Consider the following 14,096-nt stretch of genomic DNA (forward strand, 5'->3'; position numbering starts at 1 on the left):
TCCTTTTTATCCGTCTTTTAACCAGCTTGTGAATTACGTTTTGTATAATTGTGTACAAACAAAATACCTAGTTCATGATGTTCGTTGTCATACAATGCTCGCTGAGTAAAGCGAACTTCTCCATTTTCGTCAATAACTTCTAGCTTACAAAAAGCACGGTTATTCACTTGTAATGCTTCATAAAATTTATGGACTTCAGATATAGCGATTCCATTTACTTTAATAATCACTTCTCCTACTTTCAAACCCATTTTCTCTGCCGGAGAATGAGGGATAATTCCTAACACAACCAAACCTTGTGTACGCTTAGTAAATAGTGCGGGCGCTTTTTCATCGCTTCGACGCTGCTGCAAACGAATCCACTCTCTTCCTATGATCGCTAGAATAACAACAGCGACAGCGGCAGGAGGATAAAAAATAGCAGCAATTGTAATAATCGTTAATCCCACGCCTAATGCTAATACACGCTTACCGGTAAATTCAATAGATTTAAACGGAACCATACTTTGAATTCGCTGATAAAAACCGATAGCAAAAGGAACAAAAAACAGGCTAAATGATGTTCCGTCAATAGATAACACAGGCCACCATGGAAACACAGACGTAATGGCGCTGCCTGGAATTAAGACAAAAAGCGGAACAACCCATAATTTTTGAGAATAATGAGCCCCAATTTCCTGCCCTCTTTTACTTTTCACAATGGCTGGAGACGTACCTTTTGCTCCAAACTTCCAAATTAAATATCCTTCTGCTAATACAAGCAGCGACATTAAAATAGTAAGAGAAGGTAAATCTGCGTTATGAGCTTGCACAGACCACGTTTGAATAAATCCTTCACCGAAACCAGCTGCAGGAATAAGCAAGGTCGCAAGCACAGCCAGTCCTACCGTATAAGAAGGAGAAAGCCATTTAAACGTCCACGGGCCGCTTATGATAAAAGTTAAAACAGCTACAAGTACAATCGTTCCTATAGATACATAGACACCTAGCAACACGGTAACAACGGATAAAATCAAACCAATAATGATACCTGGAAAAAATAAATATTTTGCTTCTAAAATAAAATCAAACACGCGAACATGAAAATTCTGACGCTCTCTCTTGACGCGAGAAAGACCTACAAAAAACGAGACGAGCAGAAATAAATAAGTTAACGGGTGCAAAAATAAACGCCCGATACCTTTTAAAAGCTCTAATGCAAAATCCATTTTTTCACCACCTGTATTTTTCACATTTTTATTACAACATTTACGATTGATTGTTATGTATCATAGGCTTCTTTATTTTATCAAAATGCATCACTAACCGACAATGTTGTTTTTACTAAAAAAAGTTCCGTGCTTTGGAAAAGCACGGAACTTTTTCTGCTTCTTATTGACTAGCTAGCTTTAAAGCCGTTTGAAGCTGACGATCTTCATCTTTGGATTTAATTTTTTCTAATAGTTTTGTTTGTAAAAGCGCTGCTGTATCTTCATCAATTTCACCTGTAGCTTTTTGCTTATTGGCTTTTTGGAATGCAGTTACAGCTGTTTCTGTCTCTTTACTAAAATATCCGTCTGTACGTCCAGGTTCAAAGCCAAGGCCTTTTAGCATCACTTGAGCATTCTTCACTTGGTCACCTGTCATATCACGTGTTAATGGCTTTTTATCAACTTGAATTGGATTTGCATAATAGTAATCCGGCTGCTTGACTTCTACCGTTGGTTTTATACCTTTTTCGTTAATCCAGTTTCCATCAGGCGTTAGCCATTTATAGAACGTTAATTTTAAATTACTGCCGTCTTCCATTGGAACAGCTTGTTGAACCGTTCCTTTTCCATAGGATTTTTCACCGACTAGCTTGTATCCGCCTGCTTCTTTTAATGCCCCGGCAAGAATTTCAGAAGCAGATGCACTTCCTCCATCAATCAAGGCCACAATTGGATAATCCTTTTGCTTTTTCATTGAAGAAACCACTTTTTGACGTTCACCGTTACGATCTTCAATTTGAATGTATGGCTTTTTATTCGTTACTAATTTATCGAGCATTTTTTCAACACTCGTTAAATAGCCACCAGGATTTCCACGAACATCTAGAACTAAACCATCAATATGTTTATTTTCAAGTTTTTTCAACTGTTTCGTAAATTCGTCTCCCGTTGATTCAGAGAATGACGTAATTTCCATGTAACCAATTTTTTTATTGTTTACATTTTTAACAGAAGAATAGACGGTTTCAATTGGAATCTCATCTCTTACAACTTTTACTTTCATCGTTTCTTTCACGCCTGGTCTTTGAACATCTAATGTCACGGTAGAGCCTTTTTTACCGCGAATTTTTAATACCGCTTCATTCAATTCAAGACCCGCGATACTTTTACCATCGATCTTTAAAATCTGATCATTTGGTTTTAATCCTGCTTTTTCCGCAGGAGATTGTTTAAACGGAGCTACGATTGTTACTTTTCCATCTACCATGCTTACTTCAGCACCAATCCCCTCAAACGATGAATCAAGAGACTGCGTGAATTGCTGTGCCGTTTTCTTATCCATGTAAGATGAGTGGGGGTCTCCTAAGGTTTGTACCATTCCTTGGATTGCGCCATCTAATAATTTTTTGTCATCTACATCTTTGTAATATTTTGAAGATATCAGTTCGTAAGCCTGCTTGATTTTGTCTAGCTCTTCCTTTTCCACTTTACTATCATTTGAAGAAGTTGTAAGGGGGGTACTGACCGTTCCAGCATTTGCATACTGAATGCCAAAATATGTACCTGCTGCTCCAACAACTAAGGAGAGTGCCATTAATAGTGCAACGATTTTCCGATTCAAGTTCTTTCATCCTCCTCAACCTTAAGCCATCTCTTCTTATTATAATAGATACAACCAAAACTATGTAATAAAAAGGATGCATGTGTTATTTGTAGCAAAAGGCACCACACAAATCAAGTGCGATGCCTTTTTGTTAAACTATATGTTGAGCTTGTACCACGTATGCTAGGAACTTAAAATTTAATATAACGTTCAGGGTTTACAGCAGAGCTTTTGCCTTTCCAATCGCCCTTATGCAATTCAAAATGCAGGTGAGCACCAAACGAACGTCCTGTGTTCCCTATATAACCTAATTGTTGACCTTTATTGATAGATTGACCACTTGAGACGCTGTAGCTCTCTAAGTGAGCATAAACTGTAACCCACGTCTGACCTTCGACATTGTGACGAATAAATACGGCATTACCAAAAGAAGAAGAATGATATGCTCTAATTACTTTTCCGCTTGCTGCGGCTACAACTGGCACACTTTCTCCTCGCTTTCCAATATCAATACCGTAATGTCCTCTTCCAAACGTTTCTCGATATCCAAAATGAGATGTTACCGGGCCCTTTGCCGGCCTCATAAACGACCCGCTTGTAACAGGTGGTGCCTCCTCTGTTGCCCCGGCTTTTTCAATTTCTTGCTGTTGAGCTTGTGCTGCATTTTTTTGATCGGCTAAAGTAGAAGCTTGCTCTTCCAATCCAACGGCTTCTTCATTAAATTCTTTTTCCTGATCTTTGAGCGTTTGCATGAGGTGATTCTTTTCATCCACTTGTTTTTGCAGCTGCGCACGAAGATTTTTAAGTTCTTCAAGCGCTTGATTTACTTCCGTTAGCTTGTTTTGAACTTTTGTTTCTTTCTCTTCTTTTGCCTTTTTATCAGCTTCATGCTGCATTAACAAATCGCGGTCAGCCCCTACAATTGTCGAAACCGCACTCACTCTGCTAATAAAGTCTCCGAAGCTTTCAGAGCCTAGCAGTACATCTATGTAATCCACAGACCTGCCGTTTTCTTGTAAAGCACGAGCACGCTTTTTTAATAGCTCATTTCGTTTTTCAATTCTTTTTTTTACAACGTCAATTTCATTTTTCAGCTTTTCGATGTCTTGCTTTGCTTTTTCTACTTCAGCTTCACGGCTGCGGATGTCTGCATTTGTCTGTCCGACTTCTGAATCCAAACGCGCAATCTCAGCTTCTTCGTTTTTTTGCTGTTCTTGAACTTCTTTTAATTTCTCTTTATTTTGATTAATATTTTGGTTCACATCGTTACTTTTTTTCTCTAAATCACTGAGTTTAGTAGTGCTAGCACTTTCTGCATAAGCAACTTTTTCATTACCTATCCAAGCTGTACCTAGTCCAACTAAAACTGCTGCTGTCATTACTAATGTCTTACGTGTCATTTGTTTCTCCCCATTTGCACATATTTCCCCGTATAAACGGGCATTAGCAAGACCCCCATTAGCACTTTTTTCTATTTTTATCTGTAATTACACAACAACCTCACATCTGATAAACATCAAATGTGAGGTTGTTATAATCTATTATGTTAAAAATCTATCTTTATTTTCGTAAGAATTTACGGATGGATAATGTACTTCCCCACATCCCAATTAGACCACCGATTACAAGTAGTAATAGCGATACTTGAAGCACGAATGGAAAAGCAGGTAAAAGTTCAAAGAATCCATCGAACTTAGGCTGAACTTCATTATATAAAACGCTGTACACACCGATAATAACAGCAATTGGCACAATAGAACCAAGCACTCCTAAAAACAGACCTTCAATAAAGAACGGCCAGCGAATAAAGGAGTTTGTGGCTCCAACTAAGCGCATAATTTCAATCTCTTCACGGCGAGCTACAATCGTAATTTTAATTGTATTTGAAATGAGGAACATCGCTGTAAATAGAAGCCCTAAAATCAGTACTACTCCGATATTACGAGCTACTTTCAGCACTTTAAATAACTTTTCAACTTGATCTTGTCCGTATTGAACTTTTGCTGCATACGGATATTTCTCAATTTGTTTAGCTACTTTTGCGACATCAGTCGGCTCTTTTGTTTTAACAACAAACACATCATTTAATGGGTTTTGCTGCTCAAACGGTTCAAAAGCTTGTCCTTCATCACCCATACTATTAATTAAATCTTTTAACTCTTTATCTTTAGAAGAAAACGTCACCGTATCAACTTGCTTAATTGCATCTAGCTTTTCTTTCATTGCTTTTCGATCATCCGCTGTCGCTGCAGCATCAACGTGAACGCGAATTTCCACATCATTTTCAATCAATTTAGCAATGTGGTTTAAATTCATCATCAACATAAAAAATACGCCTACAAGCAAGAGCGTCACGGTAACCGCGCTTGCAGATGCGAATGTCATCCAGCCGTTTCTTCCTAAACTTTTAGATCCTTCACGTAAGTGGCGACCGAATGTCCTAGCCTTCATATCCGTATTCACCTCTTACTTCATCACGCACAACATTTCCATTTTCAATCGCAATTACGCGCTTTCGAATTGTATTTACAATTTCACGGTTATGCGTTGCCATTAAAATAGTCGTACCGCGTTTATTAATCTCCTCAAAAATATCCATGATTTCCCATGAAGTCTCCGGATCAAGGTTCCCTGTCGGTTCGTCGGCGATGACAACCTTAGGACTATTCACAATTGAACGCGCAATAGACACACGCTGCTGCTCTCCTCCAGATAATTCATCAGGGAAAGAATCCATTTTACCCTTTAACTTAACAAGCTCTAGCACCTCTAGCACTCGCTTTTTAATTTCTTCGGGACTTTGCTCAATTACTTCTAGTGCAAAAGCAATGTTTTCATAGACCGTTAATTTTGGAAGCAGCTTGAAATCTTGAAAGACTACACCAATATGACGTCTAAAGATAGGAACTCTGCTATCTTTTATTTTTGCTACATTTGCACCGTTTACAATGATATTTCCTGAAGAAGGCTTTTCTTCACGATACATCATTTTAATAAAAGTGGATTTTCCTGCTCCACTTGGTCCTACGATATAAGCAAACTCACCTTGATTAATCTTGATGCTAATGCCATTGATTGCTTTTACACCGTTCGGATACGTTTTATATACATTTTGCATTTCAATCATAAGTAATCACCTAATCAAGTGTGTTATTTTAATACTATGTAAAACTTGTCAAAATACGACAAAACTCTACAATTCAAACCAAAAATTCGACTCTTCTCACGCGCTTTCTCATTATAACATCACTCTTCGTGAAAATAAGCCCCAAAAATATTACATTTTTATTTCAAATATGACATAAGTAGGATATTTTTAGCAGGGTATGAGAATTTATCCTTATTTTTAATTCTGTTGTTTTTTGCTGTTCACTTTTTTACGAATATCGTTAGACAAAGCACATTCATGTCTACTTTTTTACAAACAAGGTATGATAAATAAGAAAAACGATGAGGAGAGATAACATGATCACTATTTATGGAAGTTCACGGGAAAACGGAAATACGGAAGAATTGGCTAAAGCAGTCTTAAAAGATATCAATACTGAAGAAGTTTACTTACGTAGGCATACCATTAACCCCATTACTGATATGCGTCACGATGAACATGGATTTACCAATCAACAAGATGATTATTATGATATAGCGAAAAAGATGGCAGCGCACGATACTATTTTATTTGTTACGCCTCTTTACTGGTACGGTATGAGCGGATTGATGAAGAACTTTGTGGATCGTTGGTCTGAAAGCCTTAGAGATTCGACAATCAACTTTAAAGAACAAATGAAAAATAAGCGCGTCTATGTATTAGTAGTCGGGGGCACAGGCGCATCTGTAAAGGCCCTTCCTCTTATTATGCAATTTCAATACATTGTCGATTTTATTGGTTCTTCCTTTAGCGGATACATCATTGGAGAAGCCAATGCACCTGAAGACATAGCAAAAGATGTCAAAGCTCAACAGCAAGCTATTGTCTTAAATGAACAATTAAAGCAGCTTTAACACAAAAATAAGACGGATACCCGTCTTATTTTTTCTTTGCCAGCCAAGCCGCAACTTTTTTGGCATCTTCTTCATTAATCAGTCCTTTTGGCATACCGCCTTGACCATTGTTAATAATGTTTTCAATTTCAGCTTCTGAGTGCTTGCTGCCTACATGCTGCAAGCTTGGCCCATTTGCTCCTCCTAAATCTACACCGTGACAGCCTGTACAGTTTTTCTTCACAATATCTTCTGCACTCGCTGAAGATTCACCGGCAGATTCATTTTTGGAACTGCCTCCGCCGCACGCGGACAAAACAAGCGCTAGGCCAATTGTTAACGTTAATAATACTTTTTTCAAGCCTTCTCCCCCTTGCTGTAGAGTTTTCACTCTATTATAACCTACTCAAGAATGTTTAAAACACTCTGTTTACAAGGACTTTGTTTCAATTTCATGAATTCTCTCATCGTATTTATGTATGAGGTCAAGCAATTGATTCGTTTCCTAAACGTTTTTTGTATACTACGCGTGAAATTGTCACACTGAGCTCATATAAGAGCAGAAGCGGGACAATGACTAAAATATCCGAGATAAAATCAGGAGGAGTAATAAGCACAGATATCACAATTAAAGCAAAATAAGATAACTTCCTTGCTTTAGCTAACCTCACTGGATTTAGAACCCCTAAACGCGTTAAAAATAAGACAACTAAAGGCATTTCAAATAAAAAACCAAATGGTAAACACAGATTAAGCATAAAACGGAAATAATGCTCCGCCGTAAACATGAGTGAAAACTGATCATTCGACAAACCTGTTAAAAATGCTAAAACCATTGGAAATAAAACAAAATAACCAAACCCCAAACCACTTACAAATAAGAAAAAAAAGAATGGAATGAAGGTAATCATAATCTTATACTCTTCCTTTTTTAATCCCGGTGAAACAAACCGAAATACTTGATAAGCAGCTACTGGAAGTGTAAAAGCAAGCGCAAAAACAAATGCAATCACCATATAAATCCATACAATTTCACTTGGTCCAAGTACAGCAAGCTTGCCGTCCAAATCTTTCACTAGCCACTGATAAATATCTTGTACAAATACAAAACTGACAATAAGTAAAACTACAAATGCACAAAGTGTTTTAATAATACGAACACGCAATTCTTCAAGGTGCTCCATCAAGCTCATTTCTCCCATTGTCTATTTCTCCTTTCTGACAAGTAGAAATAGACGAGTTTCCTCGTCTATTTCCTTACTTACAATGTCGATTCATTCCTTTTTTGTTCAGAAACGGTTGCTGCCTGCTTTTCTTTAACACTTTCATCATCTGATACGAGCCCTTTTGCTGCTCCTTTAAATTCAGTTAATGTTCGCCCAAACGCCCGTCCAACTTCCGGCAGCTTAGACGGCCCAAAAATAATTAACGCAATGACCAAAATAATAACTAAACCAGGAATTCCAATATTAGAAAGCATACTTGACCTCCTTTCCCTTACTCAATTTACTGCTGTACTTTTTCTTTCTTTTTCAACTCTTGTTTTTCATGTGCTTTCCCGTGTGCCCGCATACGATCTTCCTCTACTTCCTTAGAAATCTTTAGCCCACGCGGCACGTTATTTACTTCAACTTCTGTCATACCTTTTCCATCTTTTTTATATTGAAAGGAAGCTCGAGTTGAAATTTCCGCACCAGGTTCTGTTACAAAAGGCACAACGCGATAATCAGCTTGCCATATATCAGGAGTGACCGTACACCTTACATATCCTCTGTAATCATTAAAGAATGTAAGATGGGGATTTTGACTTAAAATTTTATCCGTATCAGCTCGTTTATCTGCTCCGTTCCCTCCGGAAGTGATGGAGGTGCCAACGAACTCTGCACCAATAATTCTTGAATTAAGATTGGAAAAATCCGTGTGTAAATTAGAAGCCCAGTTAGCGTGCACATCTCCAGTTAGTACAATGACGTTGTCCAACTTTTTCTTTTCAATAAAATCAATAACACGCTGACGATTCGCCGTATACCCATCCCATGCATCCATGCTGTATGTAGGCTTAGCCGCCGTTCCAAATTTTCTGGGAGCAAAGAAAATTTGTTGAGCCAGTACGTTCCAATGACACGCTGATTTTTCAAGATTAGTAAAAAGCCATTTTTCTTGTTCAATCCCTAATAGTGTACGTTTAGGATCAAGAGATTCTGGCGTTTGCGGCTTTGTTCCGTCTCCGTTTGCTTGATCGTCTCTGTATTGACGCGTATCCAACACTTGAAAGGAAGCTAGTTTCCCATATGAAAAGTCACGATACAATCTCATATCCGTTCCGTGAGGCAAGGATGTTTGACGCAAAGGCATATGTTCGTAATAAGCTTGATAAGCTGCCGCGCGGCGTTGAATAAATGCTTCTACTGATTGTCCTTTTTCAGGAATTACATTTGCATAATTGTTTTCTACTTCATGATCATCCCACGTCACAATCCAAGGAAAAGCAGCATGAGCAGACTTCAAATTGGCATCTGACCTGTACTGAGCATGCCTGTTTCGATAGTCTTGAAGCGTTTGAATTTCTGCGCTGCTGTGAGTACGAACATTTCCGCTTGCAGCCACATACTCGTTTGGTCCATATTCATAGATGTAATCGCCCAAATGAACCACAAAATCCAATTGTTCTTTAACCATATGTTCATAAGCTGTAAAGTAACCATGTTCATACTGTTGACACGAAGCGAATGCAAACGTCATGCTGGCTACTTCTGCATTTGCTGAAGGAAGTGTTTTTGTTTTTCCAACCGGGCTTAACTCATGACCGCTTTTAAATTGATAATAATAAATACGGCCTGGCTTTAATCCTTTTACATCAACGTGAACAGAGTGAGCAAGTTCAGGTCTAGCAATTTCTGTTCCTCGTTTGACAATTCGATGAAAGTCTTCATCTTCGGCAAGCTCCCATTTTACTGGAACGGGTTGATTAGGCATTCCCCCGCCATTCAATGGGTCTGGTGCTAATCTTGTCCAAAGAACAATACTATCTGCTAAAGGATCTCCCGATGCGACGCCTAAAGTGAACGGATAACTTGAAAATTTAGGCGCTGCCGCTGAAACTTCTACTGCATTTAAACCGATAGACTGAGCAATTGTTAAGCCAAGTGATACTCCTGCTACTTTTCCAGCTCCTTGTAAAAAACGCCTTCTATCAAACCCTTTACTCGAAGAAAAACTGTTCTGTTTTACTTGCTCTATTAATTCGTGTAACGATTTATTTGCCACTGCACATGCCCCTTCCTCTTGATTTAACTCAAATTATAAAAGCTGTTTGTAAAAGAGGTATAAAGGATTGTAAAGAAGCATTTACCATAAAATAGGTATTTTAAACCATTTTATTTCATTGACAAAATAAGCGAACGGACGACAGCAACCTTTAAATTTCTGCATTTTCTTAATTTTCTATCTACAAATAGTTCTTTACGCTCGTTTTTCTTCATTCAAATTTTACAAAGTCCTAACAACTAAAAAAAGGCAGCATACCGAGGTATACTGCCTTTTGATTAAATATGAGAACGTAAATACGCATCAATAAACGGATCTAGATCTCCATCCATTACACTTTGCGTGTTTCCGACTTCCGTATTTGTGCGGTGATCTTTTACTAACGAATACGGATGGAATACGTAAGAACGAATTTGACTTCCCCATCCAATATCTTTTTGTTCTCCGCGGATTTCAGCTAGCTGTTCTTGCTGCTTCTCAATTTCTAACTGATACAACTTAGATTTTAACATCTTCATTGCTTGCTCACGGTTTTTAATTTGTGAACGTTCCGTCTGACAAGATACGACTACATTAGTTGGGAGGTGAGTAATACGAACAGCTGAATCTGTTGTATTGATATGCTGACCTCCGGCACCGCTTGCACGGTACGTATCAACCTTCAAATCTTCCGTACGAATATCAATTGAAATTTCATCGTTAAATTCCGGCATTATGTCGCACGATACGAATGACGTATGGCGACGGCCTGATGAATCAAACGGAGAAATGCGAACGAGACGATGAACGCCTTTTTCAGCTTTTAAATACCCGTACGCATTATGGCCTTTAATTAAAAGCGTTACACTTTTAATACCAGCTTCATCCCCAGGTAAGTAATCAAGTGTTTCTACTTTGAAACCTTTTTTCTCCGCCCAGCGCGTATACATACGTAGTAACATTGAACCCCAATCCTGTGATTCTGTTCCACCAGCACCTGGGTGCAATTCTAAAATAGCGTTATTTTTATCATACGGCTCGCTTAAAAGCAGCTGTAATTCAAAGTCGTTCATGCCTGAAATAAGCTCTTTTAGTTCACTAACTAGTTCTTCTGCTAAATCTTCATCGTATTCTTCTTTTACAAGTTCATGAGATATCTGTAAATTTTCGTATGTTTCATCTAAGTGGTTAAATTGATTTACTGCATCTTTTAAACCATTGGCTTCATTAATAACAGTCTGAGCTGCCTGCTGGTCATTCCAAAAATTTGGATCAGCCATAGTCTCATCTAATTCATCGATACGAGCTTGTTTTGTATCGAGGTCAAAGAGACCCCCTAAAGTCCGCTAATCGCTTAGCTGTTTTGTCAAGTTCTTGCTTAATTTCTACTAAATCCATGAGTTAAACACCTCTATTTTATTTTTGACGCACAGGAAGGAAATGAGAAGACTCATTTCCTTCCTGTACTAGTTCATTCTATACTAATTGACTCTTATTTTATGATTCTTTACCGCAGCAGTTTTTATACTTTTTGCCACTTCCACAGATACAAGGATCATTTCGGCCAACTTCTATCGCATTTACTTTTGGCTTCTTCTTAGCCGGCGCGTCTCCTTCTTTTGGATGAACAGCCGCCTGACCTTGCGCTACTTCTTGACGCTCAAGGTTGTTGTTAATTTCTGCTTTCATGATATACTTCGTCACTTCTTCTTCAATGGTTGCAATCATATTTTCAAACATCGCAAAACCTTCCATTTGGTATTCGCGAAGAGGATCTGTTTGGCCGTACGCACGAAGGTGGATACCTTGGCGAAGCTGATCCATCGTATCGATATGATCCATCCATTTAGAATCAACTGCTCTAAGAACAACTACTTTTTCGAATTCACGCATTTGTTCTTCAGGGAGCTGCTCTTCTTTTTCATTATAACGAGCTTTTGCATGATCTACCAGCAGTTCTACCATTTCTTCAGGCTCTTTACGGCGAAGATCTTCTTCTGTGACTTCGCCTTCCTCAAGAACATTAGCATTTACGTAATCAATAATCGCTTGTAAATTCCATTCTTCTTCTAATTCTTCACGCGGTGTATTTACCTCAACCACACGCTGTAGCGTTGATTCAATCATACGTTCTACAATCGCACGTAAGTTGTCTGAATCAAGCACTTCAAAGCGCTGTTTGTAAATAACTTCACGCTGCTGACGAAGAACATCATCATATTGAAGCAATTGTTTACGCGCATCAAAGTTATTACCTTCAACGCGTTTTTGAGCGGATTCAACAGCTCTTGTTACAATTTTACTTTGAATTGGCTGTGAATCATCCATACCAAGACGATCCATCATCGCCATCATATTATCAGAACCAAATCGGCGCATTAATTCATCTTCCATGGATAGATAGAATTGAGACACCCCTGGGTCCCCTTGACGTCCAGCACGTCCGCGGAGCTGATTATCAATACGGCGTGATTCATGACGCTCTGTACCAATTACAGCAAGACCTCCAGCTTCAACGACACCTTCACCTAGTTTAATATCCGTACCACGACCGGCCATATTCGTTGCGATTGTTACCGCACCTTTGTGACCCGCATTCTCGATAATATCCGCTTCACGCTCATGCTGTTTTGCATTTAAAACGTGATGGCGAATGCCTTTTTTCTTTAATAATGCTGATAAAACTTCAGATGTTTCAATCGCAACTGTACCAACAAGAACAGGCTGTCCTTTTGCGTGGCGCTCAGCAATATCTTCCACTACCGCATTAAACTTGCCTTCCATTGACTTGTAAATTAAATCCGCTTTATCATCACGTGAAATTGGCTTGTTTGTCGGAATAACGACAACGTGCATGTTGTAGATATTACGGAATTCTTCTTCTTCCGTTTTAGCTGTACCCGTCATACCTGATAATTTTTCATACATACGGAAGTAGTTTTGGAATGTAATTGTAGCTAACGTCATGCTTTCATTTTGAATCTCAACGTTCTCTTTAGCTTCGATAGCTTGATGCAAGCCGTCACTAAAACGTCTTCCTTTCATCAAACGACCAGTAAATTGGTCAACGATTACGACTTGATCTTCATCAATTACATAATCCACATCGTTTTGCATCGTTACATGTGCTTTAAGCGCTTGGTTGATGTGATGGTTTAGCGCTACGTGTGAAATATCAAATAAGTTTTCAATGCCAAATGCGCGCTCGGCTTTTGACATACCTTCTTCGGTTAGCTGAACGCTTTTTGTTTTGATATCAAAAGTAAAATCGGTTTCTTTATCAAGCGTGCGAACGAATGCATTAGCTTGAATATAAAGCGCAGTCGATTTCTGTGCGCTGCCGGATATAATAAGCGGCGTACGTGCTTCATCAATTAAGATAGAGTCAACTTCATCGATTACAGCAAAATGAAGCGGACGTTGAACCATTTGTTCTTTATAAAGCACCATGTTATCACGTAAATAGTCAAATCCTAGTTCATTATTTGTACTATACGTAATATCCGCTGCATATGCTTCTTGTTTTTCTTCACGCGTTAAATGGTTTAAGTTTAACCCTACTTTCAAGCCTAGGAATTCATATAAACGACCCATTTCACTAGCATCACGGCTCGCTAAGTATTCATTCACTGTTACTACATGTACACCTTTGCCTGTAATGGCGTTTAAGTATACAGGCATAGTAGCTGTCAACGTTTTACCTTCACCCGTTTTCATTTCCGAGATATTCCCTTCATGCAGAGAAATACCCCCCATTAGCTGAACTTTGTACGGATACATGCCTAACACACGTTTCGCTGCTTCACGTACAACCGCAAAAGCTTCATCTAATAGGTTATCGAGCGATTCACCATTTTGGTAGCGTTGTTGAAATTCAGCTGTTTTTTCACGAAGCTGATCGTCCGTTAAAGACGCTATTTCAGGACCTAACGCATCAATTTGGTCCGCCATTTTTTCTAAACGGCCGATTTGGCGCTGATTGCCGTCAAACACTTTTTTAAATAATCCAAGCATATTAAAACGCTCCTCTATTTATAATCAGTACATTTTATACTATTTTCATTCATATCTGTATC

Annotated in this window: 12 protein-coding genes; 1 reads left to right on the plus strand and 11 read right to left on the minus strand. The window is 38.6% G+C overall.

The window, feature by feature from the left end:
• Positions 1–17 precede the first annotated feature (17 nt).
• The 5 genes from WKH56_RS25090 to ftsE all read right to left on the minus strand — a co-directional run bounded on the left by WKH56_RS25090 (position 18) and on the right by ftsE (position 5,920).
• Positions 18–1,208: a PDZ domain-containing protein gene (locus WKH56_RS25090; RefSeq protein WP_028412033.1), complete on the minus strand. Its 1,191-nt coding sequence runs from the start codon at positions 1,206–1,208 to the stop codon at positions 18–20.
• 163 nt (positions 1,209–1,371) lie between these two features.
• A complete protein-coding gene (locus tag WKH56_RS25095; protein ID WP_028412032.1) occupies positions 1,372–2,811 on the minus strand; it encodes a S41 family peptidase in 1,440 nt (479 codons plus the stop codon).
• 173 nt (positions 2,812–2,984) lie between these two features.
• Positions 2,985–4,193, minus strand: coding sequence for a murein hydrolase activator EnvC family protein (locus tag WKH56_RS25100; RefSeq protein WP_275210648.1), 1,209 nt, complete (start codon positions 4,191–4,193; stop codon positions 2,985–2,987).
• A 160-nt stretch (positions 4,194–4,353) separates the two neighbouring features.
• Positions 4,354–5,244, minus strand: coding sequence for a permease-like cell division protein FtsX (gene ftsX / locus WKH56_RS25105; protein ID WP_014457813.1), 891 nt, complete (start codon positions 5,242–5,244; stop codon positions 4,354–4,356).
• Complete coding sequence (gene ftsE / locus WKH56_RS25110) at positions 5,234–5,920, minus strand: cell division ATP-binding protein FtsE (RefSeq protein ID WP_013085414.1); 687 nt, start codon at positions 5,918–5,920, stop codon at positions 5,234–5,236. Before ftsE ends, ftsX begins: the two co-directional genes overlap by 11 nt.
• A 338-nt stretch (positions 5,921–6,258) precedes the next feature.
• On the opposite strand from ftsE, the gene WKH56_RS25115 reads away from it, so the two are divergent.
• Positions 6,259–6,795: a flavodoxin family protein gene (locus WKH56_RS25115; protein ID WP_275210647.1), complete on the plus strand. Its 537-nt coding sequence runs from the start codon at positions 6,259–6,261 to the stop codon at positions 6,793–6,795.
• A gap of 25 nt (positions 6,796–6,820) precedes the next feature.
• Here the strand turns inward: WKH56_RS25115 and cccB are convergent, their stop codons facing one another.
• The 6 genes from cccB to secA form a co-directional block, all read right to left on the minus strand.
• Positions 6,821–7,135, minus strand: coding sequence for a cytochrome c551 (gene cccB, locus WKH56_RS25120; RefSeq protein ID WP_013059743.1), 315 nt, complete (start codon positions 7,133–7,135; stop codon positions 6,821–6,823).
• Between the two features lie 124 nt (positions 7,136–7,259).
• Entirely contained in the window at positions 7,260–7,976 is a 717-nt protein-coding gene (gene tatC, locus WKH56_RS25125; protein WP_275210646.1) for a twin-arginine translocase subunit TatC, read from the minus strand.
• Between the two features lie 59 nt (positions 7,977–8,035).
• Positions 8,036–8,254: a twin-arginine translocase TatA/TatE family subunit gene (locus WKH56_RS25130; RefSeq protein WP_028412028.1), complete on the minus strand. Its 219-nt coding sequence runs from the start codon at positions 8,252–8,254 to the stop codon at positions 8,036–8,038.
• Between the two features lie 26 nt (positions 8,255–8,280).
• Complete coding sequence (locus WKH56_RS25135) at positions 8,281–10,014, minus strand: alkaline phosphatase D family protein (protein ID WP_375166611.1); 1,734 nt, start codon at positions 10,012–10,014, stop codon at positions 8,281–8,283.
• A 305-nt stretch (positions 10,015–10,319) separates the two neighbouring features.
• Positions 10,320–11,418 (minus strand): peptide chain release factor 2 gene (prfB, locus tag WKH56_RS25140; protein ID WP_114896991.1). Its coding sequence is split into 2 segments (ribosomal slippage): positions 10,320–11,354 and positions 11,356–11,418, totalling 1,098 coding nucleotides; the frame shifts between segments, so codons are not numbered across the junction.
• Between the two features lie 99 nt (positions 11,419–11,517).
• Positions 11,518–14,034 (minus strand): preprotein translocase subunit SecA, encoded by a 2,517-nt coding sequence (gene secA / locus WKH56_RS25145; protein ID WP_013059748.1) that lies wholly within the window; start codon positions 14,032–14,034, stop codon positions 11,518–11,520.
• Between the last annotated feature and the right edge of the window lie 62 nt (positions 14,035–14,096).

This window comes from Priestia sp. SB1 (assembly GCF_038898415.1).